The following is a 19594-nucleotide window of genomic DNA, read 5'->3' as shown; positions in this document are numbered from 1 at the left end:
TCTTATTTCGTCTTCATTTCATCGGCTTTTTCAAGCATAAAATCTTTGGTTAGATCGCCAATTTCATCCAGCATATAACCACTCATATAGGCTTTTGCAGCTTTTTTTGTGTCGCCCGTTTTTTCATAAAACATCCCTAAATGATATTGAAATAACATTGCTTTAGGATAGCTCTTTTTTGAAAGTGAAGCGAGCTGCTCAAATTCTGCGAAAGCATTATTTTTTAGAATTGCCGCCTCGATGGCTTTGAAGTCAGAGACCCGAATTGGCATTTTTATTCCGAATGATTTTTCAATCAAGTCGTATTTCTTGGTTAGATAACCTACATAATTGCTTGGAAGCGTAACGATTTTTTCTTGAAATTCTGTATTTGAAATCGGTTGATAGGCACCAAACAAATGATACAAAGCATTTGGAATTGAATGTACAACCAACGAATAATGGGAAGCGTTTTTAAACTCATCCAACTGATAGTATAAATTCGGATTTACAATTGTTTTGATGTTGGCATCCAAATCTTTTATCCGCTTCTGCATTTTCTTCATGTCGCCATCGGCCATGGACTGGTAATAGAAAAGTGGTTTTTTTGTTAGTCCCAATCGGGTTGGAATTCGGGTCTCCATATCGATTCCCAATTCTGGACTCAAAGAAATATAAGCGTCAAAAATAGGGTTGTCTTTGTATAGGAATAAATTCAAATAGCTAGCTGTGACGTCGTGTCCGGCAATAATTTTGAAGGGAGCTACTCGGTATTTTTTTTCAAGAGCAGGAAGTAGTTCGGCTCCTATAAATTCGAAGAATTTAGCTCCTTTTTCGATCGGAAGCCCTGACTCAACCTCGACATCGGTGTCGTATTCGCGTTCTTTACCTTGATGAATCCCAACGATGATAACTTCCGGTAAGTCATCCCAATAATTACCATAGGAAAGTGTTCCGTTAAAAGGGTCAAAAAGATAATCGCCGTCCAACAGAACCAATAGAGGGTATTTTTTGTCCTTGTTTTTGTTGTAGGAAGGAGGTAGGGAAAATGAAAAAACACGATCCTCATTCATTTTTGCTGAATGGATTGTATCGATACTTTTTTGTGAAAATGCAGGAAAACAAAAGATTAGGGCGAGAAACAGATAAAGATTTTTCATACTCAACTGAAGTTTAATTTTGTTTTGAATCAGATGAGCAAGATAGTAAATTATTTGTTTTTCCTTACAAACGGCAGTGCTAAAAAGGAAAAAAGGCCCAGGAAAAGAGTGATGATTAATTGAGATGTCCAAGCAATCCAGCCGAATGCATTACCGGCTTCAATTGGAATATCATATAAAAATAAAATCTTGGCAATCAATACAGGAAAAAAACCGAAGCCTCCATTGGTAAATGAAACGGTCAGGCTTCCAATTACAAAAGCAACCAAGGCTGTCCCGAAACTGATGGAACTGGTTTCTTTTAAGGCAAATGTTGTTACATAAAACATCAAGACGTAGGAAAGCCAAATTAGCAAGGTATAGATTAAAAATTCCCATTTATGAGGCATTTTCCAGATGCTCAATGCACCTTCCTTCAATCCTTCTACTTTTGATTTTATACTCAAAATAAATTTCCACTTCGAATAAAAATAAAGATAGAGCGAAAATAAAAACCCGATTAAACCTATGACTAAAAGAAGGATTAGTTTTCCAACAGGGATATAGCTTAAAAGAAAACTCTTTAAAGTATCAAATTCTACAATAAGCGAAAGGAAAATAAAAAAAAGCAAAATGAAAAAATCCACGATTCGTTCGCCAATTATGGTTCCAAAAGCTTTATCAAACGGAATGTTCTGGTATTTTTTTAGAATCAAAGCTCGTGAAACTTCTCCTGAACGTGGAATTGTGAGATTTACAAAATAGCCAATACTTACTGCCAAAAAGTTGAGTTTGAAATTGGGAACATAGCCAATCTGTGTCAGTGTATATTTCCATCGGTAGGCCCTTAAAACATATCCGGCAAAAGCAATAAGCAGGGAAATCAACACATAATTGTAATCAGCGGTCTTGAAATAGCCTTTCATGACTGCCAACTGCTCTTCGGTAAACGAATTATAAGAATAAGCCATCAATCCGAACCCTAATAAAAGGGGGATAATGATTGACAGTAGATTGCTTATTTTCTGTTTCAAGGCTTATGTCAGGGAATTGTCTTTTTCGTTCGGGAACACCAAGGTTGGCTTGAATGATTTTGCTTCTTCAAAATCTAAAATTCCGTATGAAATGATGATGATGATGTCTCCTTTTTGAACTTTTCGAGCGGCAGGACCGTTTAGGGTAATTTCGCCACTGTTTCGGTTTCCTTTAATCGCATATGTTTCTAAACGTTCGCCATTGTTGATGTTGACGATAGAAACTTTTTCACCTTCAATAATGTTTGAAGCTTCCATCAAAGCTTCGTCTATAGTGATGCTTCCTATATAATTTAAATCTGCTCCAGTTACCGTAACACGGTGAATCTTGGATTTTACTACTTCAATTTGCATGGGGCAAAGGTAATTAATTTAATGAAATGGTATCTATCAATCTGATTTCGTTAACAAAAACAGCGATGAAAGCTCTGTATTTTTTGCCTTCTTGTTTTGATTTAGAAGGTATTAGGGTTGATTCATCTGCAATTTCGAAATATTCAAGTTGGAAATCGGTTTGTTTGTTGAAGGTTTTCTCCACCCATTCAGCAACCTCTTTTGCATTTTTCGTGCCAAATTGTTCCTTTGCTTCAAGCAGAATTTTATAAATAAAAGATGCTTTTTCTCTTTCTTCGATAGTCAATCGTTCGTTTCTGGAGCTCATTGCCAAGCCGTTTTCTTCCCTAAAAATTGGTCTTCCGATAACATTCACGGGAAGATTTGTCTTTTCAACCATCTTCTTTACAATTTGCAATTGCTGGAAATCTTTTTCTCCAAAATAGGCATTTGTTGGCTGAACGATTTCGAAAAGGCGTTTTACAATAGTTCCAACACCGTCAAAATGTCCGGGTCTGTGTTTGCCTTCCATCTGATTTTCCAGTCCGTCAAAATCAAAAGATTGTGAGATTGTTTTGCCTTCATAAATATCATCAACCGTTGGAGCAAAAACAATAATGTTGTCGTTCAAGGTTTTCATTTTTTCAACATCGCTATCCAAGGTTCGAGGATATTTTTCCAAGTCTTCCTTGTTGTTGAATTGTGTCGGGTTCACAAAAATGCTCACAACGGTCAAGTCATTTTCTTTCAGGGATTCAGCCATCAAAGAGAGATGTCCTTTGTGTAAGGCTCCCATTGTTGGCACGAAGCCAATAGTTTTTTTTGAAGAAGAAACCGATTGTAAATGTGACTTTAAATCGACTTGTGTTGAGAAAATGAGCATGAGCTTAACATTAAATAAGGTGCAAACTTAAGATATTAGTTAATAACTCCATAAATTTTTGTAATTTTGCACGTTATTTATTGCCAATAAACAAAGTACAACACAATATGGAGGAAAAGAGGATATTATTCGTATCATCTGAAGTGGTGCCTTACCTAGCAGAAAATGAAGTTTCGTCAACATCGTATGATGTTCCGAAAATGATTAACGATCAGGGAGGACAAATTAGAATTTTTATGCCAAGATATGGCAATATCAATGAAAGAAGACATCAATTGCATGAGGTTATTCGATTATCGGGTATGAATTTGGTTGTGAATGATCTTGATATGCCGTTGATTATAAAAGTAGCTTCTATTCCTAAAGAGCGGATTCAGGTCTACTTTATTGATAATGATGAGTACTTCAAAAGAAAGGCAACTTTTACAGATGAAGAAGGTGTTTTATATCCGGATAATGACGAACGTGCTATTTTCTTTGCAAAAGGAGTGGTTGAAACGGTAAAGAAACTGAATTGGGTTCCAGATATCATTCATGTTCACGGCTGGTTGGCGGCAATGCTTCCTATTTATATGAAGCACTATTACAAGGACGAAGCTTTATTTGCTGATACAAAAATCGTTACTTCTGTTTACAGTCAGTCATTCGACGGAACTTTAGATAAAAAAATGATTGATAAAGTGAAGTTTGATGGAGTTCCGGCCGATGCCATTGCTGATTTAGAAATCCCTAACTACGAAAACATTTTAAGAACTTCGGTAATGCACTCAGATGCAGTGATTATAGCCTCTGAAAGCGTGTCTCCAAGTTTAACAAAATTTATAGAATCATCAGGAAAACCTTTTTTACCTTTCACACCGAAAGAAAAATTTGCAGAGGTTTATACTAACTTCTACAAAACCAAGGTTCTATAAATAATTATTTTTAAAATTAAGCATGAATAAGAGTTCTATTTTTAGGTTGATACTAGTTGCTGCAGCGGCAATGTTTTTATTGACCTCTTGTGACAAGGATTTTAACCAAATAGGTTCGGATGTTATCGGCGACGATCATTTTGATCTTCTTCCTGATGATTTGGCGACAGTTGTAGCTCATAACAGAGGGACAGGAATTGTTCAAACCAACAATATGTTAATCAATTCATTAGGGATATATGACAATCCGGTTTTTGGAAAAACAAAGGCCAACTTTGTGACAGAGTTACAAATGGCAAGCGTAAATCCAACGTTTAAACCAGAGTTATTTGTTTCATTGGATAGCGTGGTTTTGAGTGTCCCATATTTCAGCACCAAGACAGCAACCGGTTCTGACGGTAAAGGTACCTATAGATTGGATTCTATTTTTAGTGCAGATCCGGAAAATCTAAAACCAATTAATCTCAGGATTTATGAATCGGGATATGTCCTAAATGATCTTGCTCCGCCAAATTTTCAAAATTCCCAAAAATATTTTTCAAACGAAGATTCTTTTTTTGACAGTAACAAAAGGGTTTTGTTGTATTCAAATGATGCATTCAAACCAAGTGATAAAGAGATAATCACCTATAAAAGAGACAAGGGATTGGTTTTAGATACAACTAGCATCGAAGCACGCCTAACACCTAGGATGAGGTTTCATTTGAACAAGAGTTTTTTTCAAGATAAAATCATAAATGCTCCCCAAGGCAAATTGGTAAGCCAAAGTATTTTTAAAGAATACTTTAGAGGTGTATATTTTCAGGTACAGGATAGCCAAGATGGAACTTTAGTGCAATACAAGTTTGGAGATGGAGACATCACCCTTTATTATACAGAATATTCAGGACTAGAAGACGCAGATGATAATCCAAACACTCCAGAAACCCCTATTAAGTTTCCAGAAGATGATCCATTATATCCAAATATTCCTAGAAAAACAGATAGAAGTTTTGTTCTGAAGATGGCTGGAAACACAGTTAATTTGTTAGAAAATACCCCGACGCCACAATATGCGGCAGCGCTTCAGCCAACGAATTCGATTTCAGGTGATGATAAATTGTTCATAAAAGGAGGCGAAGGTTCAATGGCAGTGCTGGACTTGTTTGGGGTTGATAATTTTGGTTCCAATGGATTGACTGGAATTCCAAATGGCGTTCCGGATGAATTGGATATCATTAGAGAAAATGTTAGAATTAAAGGATGGCTTATCAATGAGGCAAGTCTGACTTTTCATATAGATAACAGTACCGAAGGAATGAACTTGCCAATTGGCGATGTAAAAAAAGTAAAGGAACCTCAAAGGCTTTATTTGTATGACTTAAACAACAAAAGACCACTAATTGATTACTATAATGACGGTTCAACCATTTCTAGCCGACCAAAGTTCAATAAATTTGTTCATGACGGACTTATTAGGAGAGAGGAAGTTGCAGGAGGAAGAGGTGTGAAGTACAAAATTAGAATTACAAATCACATTAGAAATTTAGTAAAGGTACAGGATTCTACCAATGTTAAGTTAGGATTAGTTGTTACAGAATATATAGAGAATATTCAAAATGCTTGGTTCAAAACCCCTTCAACCATTGGAGGTGTTTCTGTTGATAGAACTCCTCAGGCGTCGGTGATGAATCCTTTAGGAACTGTTCTTCACGGAACGGGAGATAATGTGCTACCTGAAAAAAGAGTGCGACTTGAAATTTATTATACAAAACCTAATTAATAAAGTATATGTGTGGAATTGTAGGTTATATTGGGCATAGGGAAGCTTATCCTATTGTTATCAAAGGACTTAAAAGATTAGAATACAGAGGTTACGATAGTGCCGGAGTAATGCTTTTTGATGGAGAAAATTTAAAAGTTTCCAAAACAAAAGGAAAAGTTTCTGATTTAGAAGAGAGATCTTCAAAAGATATTACAACGAATGGTAGTATCGGAATGGGACATACAAGATGGGCAACCCATGGTGTTCCAAATGATGTAAACTCACATCCGCATTTGTCCAATTCTGGAGAACTTGCAATAATCCATAACGGAATTATTGAGAATTATCAACCTTTGAAGACTGAATTGATGAAAAGAGGCTATGTCTTTCATTCAGATACTGATACGGAGGTTTTGGTAAATCTTATAGAAGAGGTTCAGAAAAAGGAAAATCTAAAATTAGGGAAAGCCGTTCAAGTAGCCTTGAACCAAGTTGTAGGAGCTTATGCCATTTGTGTTTTTGATACAAAAAAACCAAATGAAATAGTAGTAGCTCGTTTGGGTAGCCCTTTGGCAATAGGTGTTGGAGAAAATGAGTTTTTCATTGCTTCGGATGCATCACCATTTATTGAATATACATCAAATGCTATCTATCTTGAAGATGAAGAGATGGCAATTGTTAGATTAGACAAAGGCTTGAAAATAAGAAAAATCAAAGATGATTCATTAGTTGATCCTTATGTTCAGGAATTGCAAATGAATCTGGAACAGATTGAAAAAGGTGGTTACGATCACTTTATGTTGAAGGAAATTTACGAACAGCCAAGTGTAATTAAAGACACTTACAGAGGAAGACTTCTTGCTAATAAAGGAATCATCCAAATGGCAGGAATTGAAGACAATCTGGAGAGATTCCTAAATGCAGATCGAATCATCATAGTGGCATGTGGTACTTCGTGGCACGCTGGTTTGGTAGCAGAATATGTAATCGAGGAGTTTACAAGAATTCCTGTAGAAGTGGAATATGCTTCGGAGTTTAGATACAGAAACCCAATCATCGGACCAAAAGATGTTGTGATTGCCATTTCTCAATCTGGGGAAACGGCAGATACTTTGGCGGCTATTAAATTGGCTAAAGAAAATGGTGCTTTTGTTTTTGGAGTATGCAACGTTGTGGGTTCATCTATTTCTAGAGAAACTCATGCAGGAGCTTATACCCATGCAGGTCCGGAAATAGGTGTTGCATCTACAAAAGCTTTCACAACACAAATTACCGTGTTGACGATGATTGCTTTGAGAATTGCAAAAGCAAAAGGAACACTCTCAAATTCAGATTTCCACAGGTATCTGCAAGAATTGGAGATAATTCCGGAAAAAGTACAAGAAGCCCTATTAACTAATGATAAGGCCAAAGAAATTGCAGCTGTATTTAAAGATGCACCAAATTGCCTCTATTTAGGTAGAGGATATAATTTCCCAGTAGCTTTAGAAGGAGCTTTAAAATTAAAAGAAATTTCATACATACATGCAGAAGGATATCCTGCTGCAGAAATGAAACACGGTCCAATCGCTTTGATTGATGAGCATATGCCGGTTATTGTAATTGCTCCAAAACAAGGTCATTATGACAAAGTGGTGAGCAATATCCAAGAAATCAAATCAAGAAGCGGGAAGATCATTGCCGTAGTAACAAAAGGCGATGTTCAAGTTAGAGAATTGGCCGATTATGTAATTGAAATTCCAGATACAGTTGATGCATTGTCCCCATTGCTAACAACAATTCCGTTGCAATTATTGTCCTACCATATTGCAGTTATGAGAGATTGCAATGTTGATCAACCAAGAAACTTGGCAAAATCAGTAACAGTAGAATAATTTTTACATATATAAGACAAAAAAAAGGCGAGATTTTCTCGCCTTTTTTTATATAACTATATCGATTGAATTTTTAGGGATAATTTATTTTTTTGGTTAAATTATATGCTTGCATAATAGTTTCGTCAAGCTATTGATTGAAAAGTTAATAAATATCTAAAAACTTGATAATGCGGAATCAATATAAAACTATATAAAATTTTAATAAATATTAAAATATCCTCTTGTATTTTTATTAATATCAAAAATATTCGTACTTTGGCTACACTAACCAACAAAATCAAACCAAATGAAAGTGTATTTTTTTATTTTGTCATTGTTTTTTTGTGGCATTTCTTTTGCCCAAAATACAATTTCGGGATCTGTAACCGACAATAATGGACTTCCTCTTCCGGGAGCCAATATTGCAATAGTAGGCGAAAGTATCGGTACTATATCAGATTCTGATGGAAAATTTAGCCTAAATACGTCGAAACAACCGCCTTATGCAATCGAAATTTCAAGTGTTGGATTCACTACCCAAAAAGTCAATATCACAAGCAACAATCAAAAAGTTGCTGTAAAGCTTTTGGAAGAAGAAAACAAGCTGAATGAAATAGTTGTATCTGCTTCAAGAACTCCAGAGCGAGTGCTTGAGTCGCCAGTTACGATAGAAAGAATGGGGCTTCAGGAAATCAGAAACACCTCTTCGCCTTCGTTTTATGATGGTTTAGAAAACTTAAAAGAAGTTCATTTCAACACAAGTAGCTTGTCATTCAAATCAATCAATACAAGAGGTTTTGCAACAGTTGCAAACACTCGTTTCATGCAATTGGTTGATGGTATGGACAATTCTTCTCCGGCTTTGAATTTTGTACTTGGTAACTTAATCGGATTGTCAGAGCTAGATGTTGCAAGCGTAGAACTTCTTCCGGGAGCTTCATCAGCATTATATGGGGCCAATGCCTTTAATGGTATTTTGTTTATGAACAGTAGAAGTCCATTTACGAGCCAAGGTCTTAGTGCTTATTATAAGCAAGGAATCACTTCTCAAGAAGCTGCGGGAGATAATGTTTACAGAGATCTAGGAGTTAGGGCTGCACATGCATTTACACCACATTTTGCAATGAAAGCGAATTTCAACTACATGAGTGGAACAGAGTGGATTGCAAACGATTCAAGAAGTATGACAGGAGGAACCAGTCATTTGGATAATCAAAACTTTGATGGATTAAATACTTATGGTGATGAGGTTACTACTTTTATTCCAAATGTAGGACAGGTTAGTAGAACAGGTTATAGAGAACAAGATTTGACCGACAATAAAATCGAAAGCGTAAAGGCAGATTTCTCTGTACATATCAAGCCATGGGCAAATGATTTCGAGATAATCTTGCAACATAAATTAGGTTTCGGAAATACAATCTATCAAGGAGCTAACAGATATTCCTTGAAAGATTTCTATATGGACCAGACCAAAGTTGAAGTAAAAGGTAAAAACTTTTTTGTTCGTGGATATATGACAACTGAAGACGCTGGAAATTCTTATGACATGCGTTTTGCAGGTTGGAACGTTAACAGGTTGGCAAAATCAGATGTGGGTTGGTTTACAGATTATGCCACAGCCTTCCAATTGTCTAGTGCAATAATGGGTGCTAACACGAATGATGCAAGTGCGATAGCAAGAAACTATGCCGACAACAACATCCTTCCGACTCAAATACAAGGATTGCCACAATTTGCAAATGGTCCATCAGGAAGTGCAAGATTTGTGCCTGGAACTTCTGAATACAACAATGCTTTAGCTTCTGTTACTAGCAATCCAGATTTAACAAGAGGAGCTAAGTTTCAAGATGAATCTAAAATTTACCATGCAGATGCCAATTATAATTTTAAAGACATGATTGATTTTGCTGAATTCCAAGTTGGGGGTTCGGTTAGACAATATGAATTAAATTCTAAAGGAACCATCTTTACTGATTTTGACGGGCCAATTACTTATGATGAATTTGGAGTTTACGGTCAGATTCAAAAGAAATTCATGGAAGACAGATTGAAATTCACAGGATCTGTTCGTTATGACAAATCACAAAATTTTGAGGGTCAGTTTTCTCCAAGGATATCATTTGTTTACTCTGCTGGAGCACAAAAAAATCATAATTTCAGAGCATCTTTCCAAACAGGTTTCAGAAACCCTACAACCCAAGATCAATATATTGGTTTAGATTTAGGTCCATTTGCCTTGATAGGTTCGGCTCCAGAAAATTTAGATCGCTATGTAGAAACTATGAATGTTAGTTTAGCTGGACAATTAATTCCAGGTGTTGAAGCCACTAGAACTTTAACTGGAAATGATGCTTATAATTCGCCAGTTTATTCAGTTCCTTCTGTAACAAGATTCTCTCAAACAGGAAATACGGCAGACTTGGAAGTGGTTAATATTAATTTAGTAAAACCAGAACAAGTAAAAGCTTTCGAAGTAGGTTATAAATCAATTTTAGAAAATGGATTATCAGTTGATATGAATGTTTATTACAATATTTACAACGACTTTATGAGTACTTCAAGAGTAATTAAACCTTATTATGGAGAAGTGCAAGAAAATCCTACTATAGATGATGATGTTGTAAAAGCATTGTCAAATGGTGATAGAAGAGTTTATCAAGTTTATACCAATACCTCTGAATCTGTAAGCTCAATGGGATTCGGTTTAGGGTTATCTAAAAAAGTCTATAAAGATTTTGAAGTTGGAGCAAATTACAGCCATTCTCAATTTGAATTCGATCAATCAAAAGATCCTTCTTTCATAGCTGGATTCAACACACCAAAACACAGGGTTAAAGCTTCTTTAGGAAATACGAAAGTGTTTAAAAACTTTGGTTTTAATGTAAACGTAAGATGGAACAGCGAATATTTATGGCAGGCTTCTTTCGCTGACGGAATGGTGCCAGAAAACACTGTTTTGGATGCACAAATCAACTATGCAATTCCTGCAATCAAGTCTGTTCTAAAACTGGGAGCGGCAAATTTGTTTGGGAAAGATTATATTCAAGTTATTGGTGCTGGAGCTATCGGACAGCAACTATTTGCTTCTCTAACAATCAATCCTTAATCTAAATCTAGTCGAAAATTATAAAATTATATGATCATGATAAAAAATATAAAATGGCTGTTTTTGGTTTCCTTAACCTTTGCAGCATGTAGTTCTGATGATGAGGGTTCTTCTGTAACGGAGCAACCAATAACAGCGGGATCAGCAAATTTTTCTAAATACATTGCCTTGGGAGATTCATTTGCTGCAGGATATAGTGATAATGCACTTTTTAAGACCGGACAGGAAAATTCATATCCTAATATTTTAGCACAACAATTTGCATTAGCAGGAGGAGGAAGTTTCACAACTCCTTTTATGAACGATGATATTGGAGGATTGCTTTTTGGAGGAAATGTAAATCCTGCTTTCGGAAAAAGAATATACCTACAAGGATTTTTGAATGCTACAACTCCAAATATTATTCCCGTTCCAGGAAATTCAACAACGGAAGCTTCTACTCAGTTGGCAGGTCCATTTAATAATATGGGAATTCCTGGTGCAAAAAGCTTTCATTTGACCGTTCCAGGTTACGGTACATTAAATCCATACTTCGGAAGATTTGCTTCTTCTGCAGGAGCTTCGGTAATTGGTGATGCTGTAGTTCAAGACGCTACATTTTTCTCCTTGTGGATTGGAGGAAATGATGTTCTGACTTATGCTAGTTCGGGCGGAACAGGAACAGATCAAACAGGGAATTTAGACCCTACAACTTATGCTGCTAATGATATTACCGATCCAATGGTTTTTGATAATGTTTATAATGGATTGGTCAATGCTCTTACAGTGAACGGAGCAAAAGGTGTTGTGGCAAATTTGCCTTATATCAATACATTGCCTTATTTTACGACAGTTCCTTACAATCCAGTTCCTCCGCTTCCTGCTGAAAATGCGGCTCAGATCAATCAAATTGGTGGTGCAATCAATCAGATTAATGCTGCTATGGGAGAGCCAGCGAGATTTGTAACTTTATCAAGCACGGCAAATAATCCATTGTTAATTCTTGATGAATCATTACCAAATATTTCTGCCCAAATCACGGGAGTTCTAACTCCTGTTGTAGGTGCTCAAACTGCTGCATTTTTAGGAAATCTTTACGGAAGGGCAAGACATGCAAAAAACATAAAAAATGAGGATCCAAATTTGTCTTTTATAGATTATATCTTATTGCCAACACGTGCAATTATTGGTACAAATCAGGCAGGAATTCCAGCCCCTTTCAATGTGGTAGGGGTAACATTCCCTTTGCAAGACGGAAATGTTCTGACGAATGATGAAGCAGGTAAAATTAAAGTTGCTACAGATGCTTACAATATCACCATTCAAAATGCGGCCGAAGCTAAAGGTTTGGCCTTCGTAGATACAAAAGTAATTATGAATCAACTTTTAAATGGTGGTATACGTTTTGGGAACCATCATGTAACTGCTGCCTATATCACTGGTGGTGCTTTCTCACTTGATGGAATTCATCCTTCAGCAAGAGGTTATTCTTTGATAGCGAATAAATTCCTAGAAGCAATTGCTCAAAAATATGGTTCTTCGATTCCAGCAGTAAATATGGGTTCATATCCTATTCAATATCCAGTAACCATGAATTAATTCAATAAAAAGATTTAAATATTCTATAAGCCATCACTTGTTGATGGCTTATTTATTTCGTATTATGAATAATTCTTTGTCTTTACACAGGAGTTTGAATAAAGTCGTAATTTTTAAATAAAAAAATAGCCGAATACTATTGATTTTATATTTTAAAAAATTATCTTTGCACTCTGAAAAAAGAGGTGTTTTTCATAAACCTAAATAGCTATTTAATAAATACATAAGTAATGTCAAAAGTAATAGGAAAAGTTGCTCAAATCATTGGTCCAGTAGTGGACGTTGTTTTCAACGGTCAAGATGTTGAACTTCCAAAAATTTATGATTCATTAGAAATCACTAAAAAAGACGGTACATTATTGGTGCTTGAAGTACAATCTCACATCGGAGAAAACACAGTTCGTACAATTTCTATGGATTCTACTGATGGATTAAGCAGAGGATATGAAGTTGTTGCGACAGGAAATCCAATCAAAATGCCAATTGGGCCAGATGTTTACGGACGTTTGTTTAATGTAATTGGAGATGCAATTGATGGTTTAGGAGATTTGCCTAAAACGGGCGAAAACGGATTGTCTATCCACCGTTCAGCACCAAAATTCGAAGATTTATCTACATCTTCTGAAGTTTTATTCACAGGTATCAAAGTAATCGATTTGATCGAGCCTTATGCAAAAGGAGGAAAAATTGGATTGTTTGGTGGTGCTGGAGTTGGGAAAACAGTATTGATTCAGGAGTTGATCAACAATATCGCAAAAGGTCACGGTGGTCTTTCTGTATTCGCAGGAGTAGGAGAAAGAACACGTGAAGGAAATGACTTACTTCGTGAGATGTTAGAGTCAGGAATTATCAAATACGGTGAAGAATTCATGCACTCTATGGAAAATGGAGGTTGGGATCTTTCTAAAGTTGATATGCCAGGAATGAGAGAGTCAAAAGCTACTTTCGTTTTCGGTCAGATGAATGAGCCACCTGGAGCTAGAGCACGTGTTGCTTTGTCAGGTCTTTCTATCGCTGAATATTTCCGTGATGGAGCTGGTTCTGATCAAGGAAAGGACGTTCTTTTCTTCGTTGATAACATCTTCCGTTTTACACAAGCTGGTTCTGAAGTGTCTGCACTTTTAGGACGTATGCCATCTGCGGTAGGTTACCAACCAACATTAGCAACAGAAATGGGTGCGATGCAAGAACGTATCACATCAACAAATAAAGGATCTATTACATCTGTACAGGCGGTTTACGTTCCTGCGGATGATTTAACGGATCCAGCACCGGCAACAACGTTTGCCCACTTGGATGCAACAACGGTATTGTCTCGTAAAATTGCTGAGCTAGGTATCTATCCTGCAGTGGATCCTTTGGATTCTACTTCAAGAATCTTGACGCCACAAATTCTTGGTGATGAGCATTATGATTGTGCACAAAGAGTGAAAGAAATTCTTCAAAAATACAAGCAATTGCAAGATATTATTGCGATTTTGGGTATGGAAGAACTTTCTGAAGAAGATAAACTATCAGTTTCTAGAGCACGTCGTGTGCAACGTTTCTTGTCTCAACCTTTCCACGTAGCGGAGCAATTTACAGGTATTCCTGGAGTTTTGGTTGATATTAAAGATACCATCAAAGGATTCAATATGATTATTGATGGAGAACTAGATCATCTTCCAGAAGCGGCTTTCAACTTGAAAGGAACTATCGAAGATGCTATTGAGGCTGGACAAAAAATGTTGGCGGAAGCTTAATAAAGTATTCAGTTTACAGTCGCAGTGTTCAGTACTGAGACTGTTAACTGAGACTGTAAACTAAAAATTATGACTTTAGAAATTGTATCGCCAGAGGCAAAATTATTTTCAGGACAGGTAACTTCTGTTACTGTTCCGGGAGTTGACGGTGAGTTTCAAATGTTGAACCATCACGCAGCGATTGTTTCCATCCTTACAAAAGGTGATGTCAAAATTGAAGCTGTGAACTTTGCAGCAACAAAGGAAGGTGAAGCAAAGTTTTTTGTTGGCAATGATAAAAAACACCACTTAACCATCAATTCTGGTACTTTGGAAATGAAAGACAATAAAATTATTATCCTTGTTGATTAAGAGATAATAATTCAATAAATAGTAAAGCTATCCTTTTGGGTAGCTTTTTTTTGTTTCTAAAAGGTTCCAAAGAGAAGTGTCTTATTGATTTTAGCCCTGATTACCTCACATACAATTATTTACATAAGTGTTCGGTGAACACTTCTTGTTTGAAGTGGAAATCCTTTTTTCTCGCTTCTTTAGCGAGGAAAAAGATTGGGAACGGAAAGCAGGAATGACGATTCCGAAAATGCCTACTGTTTCGCTCCTAATTTTGCTTAAAGGTTATCAACAATGCTTTAAAATTAACTTTTGTATTTCTCCACGAGAGAGCATATTCTTTAATTTTACACTATGTATGCTTTAGTTGATTGCAATAATTTTTATGCCTCATGCGAACGGGTTTTTCAGCCTGAATTCGTAGGGAAGCCTGTGGTTATTTTGTCCAATAACGACGGTTGCATTATTTCGAGAAGTGACGAGGCCAAGGCTTTGGGTGTGAAGATGGGAGCTCCGGAATTTAAAGCTAGGGCGATGCTCAAGGAAAACAACATCGCAGTTTTTTCGTCGAATTATGCATTGTATGGCGATTTGAGTAATCGAGTTATGAAGATTTTGGAGCTTTTTACCCCAAACGTTGAAGTATATAGCATTGATGAATCATTCTTGAATTTTGATGGCGTGAGGGAGGATGGTTTTGAGGAATATGGAATGGAAATGAAGCAACGGATTATGAAGTGGTTGAGTATTCCGGTTTGTGTGGGTTTCGGACCAAGCAAGACGTTATCTAAAATGGCGAACAAAATTGCCCGAAAATATCCTGAACAAACAAAAGGCGTTTATGTAATAGATACTGATGAAAAGCGAATCAAGGCACTAAAGTGGACTAAAATTGGTGATGTTTGGGGTATTGGTTATCGGATGAAGAAGAAGTTAGAGGCTCGAAAAATTTTGACGGCTTTTGATTTCATACAACCACAGAGCGAGGCTTTTATTAAAAACCAGATGGGTGTTGTGGGATTACGGCTTATCGGTGAATTAAAAGGCAATCCAGTTTTAGGAATGGAACTGCCGGAAACCAAAAAAAGTATTGCCATAACCAGAAGTTTTCCGAAGCAACTGACCGATTTTGATTCACTTCGGGAGCGGGTTTCAACCTTTGCAATGGTTTGTGGTGAGAAATTACGCAACCAAAATTCCTGCTGTAATACCGTAATTGTAATGCTTGGAACGATGGATCACAATGCGGAAAATACAAGAGGCTATTACCATCAATCGGCTACGGTTCCGTTTGCTACGAATTCGGGAATGACCATAGCAAATATGTCGGTTAAAATTTTAGAAAAATTATACGAAGAAAACAAAGGACTCCGTTTCAACAAAGCTGGCGTTATCGTAACACAACTGACGAAGGAAAGCGAAAAGCAGTTTCAACTTTTCGAAGAGGAAAATCCAAAGCATTTGGCCTTGATGAAAACAATTGACCTGATTAATGAAAAGGCAGGAGAACGAAAGGTGAAACTTGGAACACAAGGAAGAGTGACGTGGAATATGAGGCAGAACCTACTATCGCCAAGATATACGACAAGGATAACGGATATAATGAAAGTGAAATGTCAATAGAGAAAAAACAGAAGCTTACTTTTTTTAGACCCGATTTGGAAAGCGAAATAAAAATTCCGTACATCAGTCATGGTGTTTCGGCAGGATTTCCTTCTCCAGCGTTGGATTTTATGGAGACGAGTATCGACTTGAATAAAATTCTAATTGAAAATAAAATAGCGACTTTTTATGTTCAAGTAGAGGGAAATTCAATGATTGATGCCGGAATTCAGGACAAGGATATTCTGGTAGTGGACAGAAGCATTGAGCCTGCAAATAAAAAAATAGCGATTTGCCTGATTGATGGTGAATTTACCGTAAAGCGGATAAAAGTGGATGTAGATTGCTTGTGGCTGATACCGGAAAACGCAAGTTATACTCCTATAAAAGTTACAGAAGAAAACCAACTTGTTATTTGGGGAATTGTGACGTATGTGATTAAGAAGATTTAGTCAATCTATTTTGAAGGCTTTTTGTCTGGGTTTCGCCAAGTATTGAACACCGCATAAACAATTACTTTGGTAGCCTCAATTTCATAAATGATTACAAATGGGAAGTCTTTGATAAATGCTTCTCGGTAGGGTACTCGTTTTATTTGATAATGTTCGGGATATTTTTGAACTCGCTCTAAATATACTTCTAAAGTATCTAAAAAACGTAAGCCCAAACCAATCCTCTGCTCTTCATAGTAAAGATAGGATTCTTTGATGTCTAGAACAGCTTCTTCCTTAAGCTCTAATTCATACTTCATTCAGCTATGATTTCAGTATGTTCTCTTTGGCTTGTTCCCAAGAAAAAGATTTGCTTTCTCCTTTCAAATGCTTTTCTCTTCTAGCATCAATAATTTTATAATCAGCTTCAGTAAGTCCGTCTTGTTCTGCCTCTAAAATAGCTTTTACTTTTTTTAAGACTGCTATTTTTTTAGTGTTTAGAAGCATTTCTATTAGCTCCATTTTTGTGAGTTGCAAGTCCATGATTCATGATTTATGTAAACCAAAGATAGCATTTTTATAGCATAATTGCTTTTACTTATAAAATGCTTTTTTGATAATTATGAAAGAATCCCATCAAAAAATTTTAAGCTTTATAATGAACATCAGGCAATCCTCTTAAAATCGCCACGCTTTTTTCTGGTGAAACATCACGTTGGGCTTCGGCCATCATTTCATAACCTACCATAAATTTCTTTACGGTCGCACTACGAAGCAAAGGCGGATAGAAGTGCATGTGAAAGTGCCATTCCGGATGCTCTTTGTTATCCGTTGGCGTTTGATGAATTCCGGACGAATAGGGGAAAGAAGTTTGAAAAAGGTTATCGTATTTGACAGTTATGATCTTTACTATTTCGGCGAAAGCCAGAATTTCCGCTTGCGTCATCTGGGTAATATTTCCGAAATGTCTTTTGCTTACAATCAATGTTTCATAAGGCCAGGTTGCCCAAAATGGAACTAAAACCACAAAATGTTCGTTTTCTGAAACAACACGTTCCTTTCTTTTAAGTTCTTCTTCTATGTAATCCTTCAGCAAGCTCCTTTGGTGTTTTGCATAATAATCCTTTAGATTTTTCTGCGTTTTCTCTACTTGGGTTGGTAGGGAAGATTGGGCCCAAATTTGTCCGTGTGGATGCGGATTACTGCAACCCATAACACTTCCCTTGTTTTCGAATATTTGAACGTAGTTGATAAAATCCTTGCTTCCCAATTCGATATATTCTGTTTTCCAAGTTTCGATTATTTTTTGGATTGCCTCAACTTCCATTTCTGGAAGGGTAAGGTTGTGTTTTGGCGAAAAACAGATGACTTTATTGATGCCACGTTCGGGTTTAAATTGAAATAAATCCGATTGTGGCGTTTCATCCCGAACTTCCTCCTGAAGCAAAGCGGCAAAATCATTCTCAAAAACGTAAGTATCCGAATAGTTTTCATTCTGAACCCCATTCGAACGTTTATTTCCAGCACACAAATAACATTCAGGATCATATTCTGGAAGTGTATTTGCTGAAACAGATTCATTTTGTCCCTGCCAAGGTCGTTTGGAACGATGTGGTGAAACTAGAATCCATTCGTCTGTCAACGGATTATAGCGTCTGTGTGGATGTTCGTTGTTGTTGAAGGTTTCCATAACTTATTTTTTGTAGAGCGAAGTGCCTTTTGAAATTTTCACTTTATACGATTGTAAATCGATTCCAAAAGCTTCTTTGTATTTTTCAGAAACGGTCTTTATGATTTCCTTTTCGCTTCCTTTTTCGACTAAATTGATGGAACAACCGCCAAAACCGCCACCCATCATTCTGGAACCTAAAACTGATTTTTCGTTTTTTACAGCATCAACTAAAAAATCTAATTCCTCACAGCTCACTTCGTATTCTTTTGAAAGACCTTCGTGGGTTTCACACATCAATTCGCCTAATTTTTTGAAGTTGCTATTTTCTAAAGCATTAACAGCATCCAAAACCCTTTGAATTTCCTTTACAACAAAAAAACATCTTTTGAAATGGACTTCGCCCAAAAGCTCACGTGTTTCCAAAACCATAGCTTCGGTACAATCCCTGAATGATTTTATATGTGGGAATTGTTGTTTTAATATTGAAAATCCTTGTTCTACTTCTTCTCTCCTTGTGTTATAGCCTGAAGTAAGATGCGTATGTTTTACCTTGCTGTCCAACAGAAGCAGTGAGTGATTTTTGAAATCGGCTTTATGGTATTCATATTCCAAAGTCGTACAATCCAATTTGATTACTTTGTTCTTCTTTCCGAAAACACTCGCAAATTGATCCATAATACCGCAATTCACACCCACAAAAGTATGTTCTGATTTTTGTCCAATCAAGGCGATATCTTCCTTAGATAAATCCAGATGAAACAATTTTCGCATCGCATATCCGAAACCACATTCTAACGCGGCAGAGGAAGAAAGGCCGGCTCCCATGGGAATAGAACTACTGAAAACAATATTAAATCCTTCCAGATTGTTTGTTCTTTCCTTGAGCTGATGCAAAACGCCAAGGATATAATTGGCCCACATCTTATCAATCGGTTGCAAAGTGTCGTTGAGATCGAATTCGTGTTTTTCGTCAAGATCTTTCGCAATGACGGTACATTTGCTGCTTCCAGATTTAGAAACTGCAAAGCAAATGTATTTGTTGATGGCCGCCGGAAGCACAAATCCGTCGTTATAATCTACGTGTTCGCCAATAATGTTGATTCTTCCCGGAGAAAGAAAAATATATTGGGCATCGTTTTGAAATGTTTGTATGAAATGGGATTTTGTATCCTGAATTAATTTTTTCTTCATTAGGGAAAAATAGCTTTTCAAATAGGGTTGCAAATTACAAGTTTTGCAAGAAATTCT

17 protein-coding genes are annotated in these 19594 nt (G+C 36.5%); 9 read left to right on the top strand and 8 right to left on the bottom strand.

Annotation, left to right across the window (positions count from 1 at the left end; all coding sequences use genetic code 11):
* Nucleotides 1-2: 2 nt before the first annotated feature.
* From J2X31_RS03420 to panC, 4 genes are read right to left on the bottom strand one after another with little or no spacing between them, the layout of a single operon-like run.
* Complete coding sequence (locus J2X31_RS03420; protein WP_310024423.1) at nucleotides 3-1139, bottom strand: alpha/beta hydrolase; 1137 nt, start codon at nucleotides 1137-1139, stop codon at nucleotides 3-5.
* A 50-nt stretch (nucleotides 1140-1189) separates the two neighbouring features.
* Complete coding sequence (locus J2X31_RS03415; protein WP_310024422.1) at nucleotides 1190-2152, bottom strand: lysylphosphatidylglycerol synthase transmembrane domain-containing protein; 963 nt, start codon at nucleotides 2150-2152, stop codon at nucleotides 1190-1192.
* 3 nt (nucleotides 2153-2155) lie between these two features.
* On the bottom strand, nucleotides 2156-2506 hold the full coding sequence (panD, locus tag J2X31_RS03410; RefSeq protein ID WP_310024421.1) for an aspartate 1-decarboxylase: 351 nt from the start codon (nucleotides 2504-2506) through the stop codon (nucleotides 2156-2158).
* Between the two features lie 13 nt (nucleotides 2507-2519).
* Nucleotides 2520-3368, bottom strand: a complete 849-nt coding sequence (panC, locus tag J2X31_RS03405; protein WP_310024419.1) for a pantoate--beta-alanine ligase — start codon at nucleotides 3366-3368, stop codon at nucleotides 2520-2522.
* A gap of 107 nt (nucleotides 3369-3475) precedes the next feature.
* Here panC and J2X31_RS03400 point away from each other — a divergent pair, with 107 nt between their 5' ends.
* From J2X31_RS03400 to J2X31_RS03360, 9 genes are all read left to right on the top strand, one after another.
* The gene (locus J2X31_RS03400; protein ID WP_310024417.1) at nucleotides 3476-4282 is read left to right on the top strand and encodes a glycogen/starch synthase; all 807 of its coding nucleotides are present in this window, start codon (nucleotides 3476-3478) and stop codon (nucleotides 4280-4282) included.
* Nucleotides 4283-4304: 22 nt separating this feature from the next.
* Nucleotides 4305-6044, top strand: a complete 1740-nt coding sequence (gene bamH, locus J2X31_RS03395; RefSeq protein WP_310024416.1) for a BamH family beta-barrel-assembly machinery protein — start codon at nucleotides 4305-4307, stop codon at nucleotides 6042-6044.
* Between the two features lie 8 nt (nucleotides 6045-6052).
* Nucleotides 6053-7900: a glutamine--fructose-6-phosphate transaminase (isomerizing) gene (gene glmS, locus J2X31_RS03390; RefSeq protein WP_310024414.1), complete on the top strand. Its 1848-nt coding sequence runs from the start codon at nucleotides 6053-6055 to the stop codon at nucleotides 7898-7900.
* A gap of 289 nt (nucleotides 7901-8189) precedes the next feature.
* Nucleotides 8190-10991: a TonB-dependent receptor gene (locus tag J2X31_RS03385; protein WP_310024412.1), complete on the top strand. Its 2802-nt coding sequence runs from the start codon at nucleotides 8190-8192 to the stop codon at nucleotides 10989-10991.
* Between the two features lie 36 nt (nucleotides 10992-11027).
* The gene (locus J2X31_RS03380) at nucleotides 11028-12569 is read left to right on the top strand and encodes a G-D-S-L family lipolytic protein (protein WP_310024410.1); all 1542 of its coding nucleotides are present in this window, start codon (nucleotides 11028-11030) and stop codon (nucleotides 12567-12569) included.
* Nucleotides 12570-12799: 230 nt separating this feature from the next.
* Entirely contained in the window at nucleotides 12800-14311 is a 1512-nt protein-coding gene (atpD, locus tag J2X31_RS03375; protein WP_310024409.1) for a F0F1 ATP synthase subunit beta, read from the top strand.
* Between the two features lie 69 nt (nucleotides 14312-14380).
* Complete coding sequence (locus J2X31_RS03370; RefSeq protein WP_310024407.1) at nucleotides 14381-14662, top strand: F0F1 ATP synthase subunit delta/epsilon; 282 nt, start codon at nucleotides 14381-14383, stop codon at nucleotides 14660-14662.
* Nucleotides 14663-14995: 333 nt separating this feature from the next.
* A complete protein-coding gene (locus J2X31_RS03365) occupies nucleotides 14996-16264 on the top strand; it encodes a Y-family DNA polymerase (RefSeq protein WP_310024406.1) in 1269 nt (422 codons plus the stop codon).
* Nucleotides 16255-16695 carry a LexA family protein gene (locus J2X31_RS03360; RefSeq protein ID WP_310024405.1) on the top strand — a complete coding sequence of 147 codons (441 nt, stop codon included), beginning with the start codon at nucleotides 16255-16257 and terminating at the stop codon, nucleotides 16693-16695. Before J2X31_RS03365 ends, J2X31_RS03360 begins: the two co-directional genes overlap by 10 nt.
* A gap of 5 nt (nucleotides 16696-16700) precedes the next feature.
* Here J2X31_RS03360 and J2X31_RS03355 read toward each other — a convergent pair whose 3' ends face one another.
* The 4 genes from J2X31_RS03355 to galK form a co-directional block, all read right to left on the bottom strand.
* Nucleotides 16701-16994, bottom strand: a complete 294-nt coding sequence (locus J2X31_RS03355) for a type II toxin-antitoxin system RelE/ParE family toxin (RefSeq protein ID WP_310024403.1) — start codon at nucleotides 16992-16994, stop codon at nucleotides 16701-16703.
* 4 nt (nucleotides 16995-16998) lie between these two features.
* Complete coding sequence (locus J2X31_RS03350) at nucleotides 16999-17196, bottom strand: hypothetical protein (RefSeq protein WP_310024401.1); 198 nt, start codon at nucleotides 17194-17196, stop codon at nucleotides 16999-17001.
* 124 nt (nucleotides 17197-17320) lie between these two features.
* The gene (locus J2X31_RS03345) at nucleotides 17321-18364 is read right to left on the bottom strand and encodes a UDP-glucose--hexose-1-phosphate uridylyltransferase (protein WP_310024399.1); all 1044 of its coding nucleotides are present in this window, start codon (nucleotides 18362-18364) and stop codon (nucleotides 17321-17323) included.
* Between the two features lie 3 nt (nucleotides 18365-18367).
* Complete coding sequence (galK, locus tag J2X31_RS03340; RefSeq protein ID WP_310024396.1) at nucleotides 18368-19537, bottom strand: galactokinase; 1170 nt, start codon at nucleotides 19535-19537, stop codon at nucleotides 18368-18370.
* Nucleotides 19538-19594 lie beyond the last annotated feature (57 nt).

This window comes from Flavobacterium arsenatis, assembly GCF_031456785.1.
Lineage (GTDB): Bacteria > Bacteroidota > Bacteroidia > Flavobacteriales > Flavobacteriaceae > Flavobacterium > Flavobacterium arsenatis.
The sequence above is the reverse complement of the archived record's forward strand: the minus strand, read 5'-3'. Positions and strand labels throughout refer to the sequence as shown.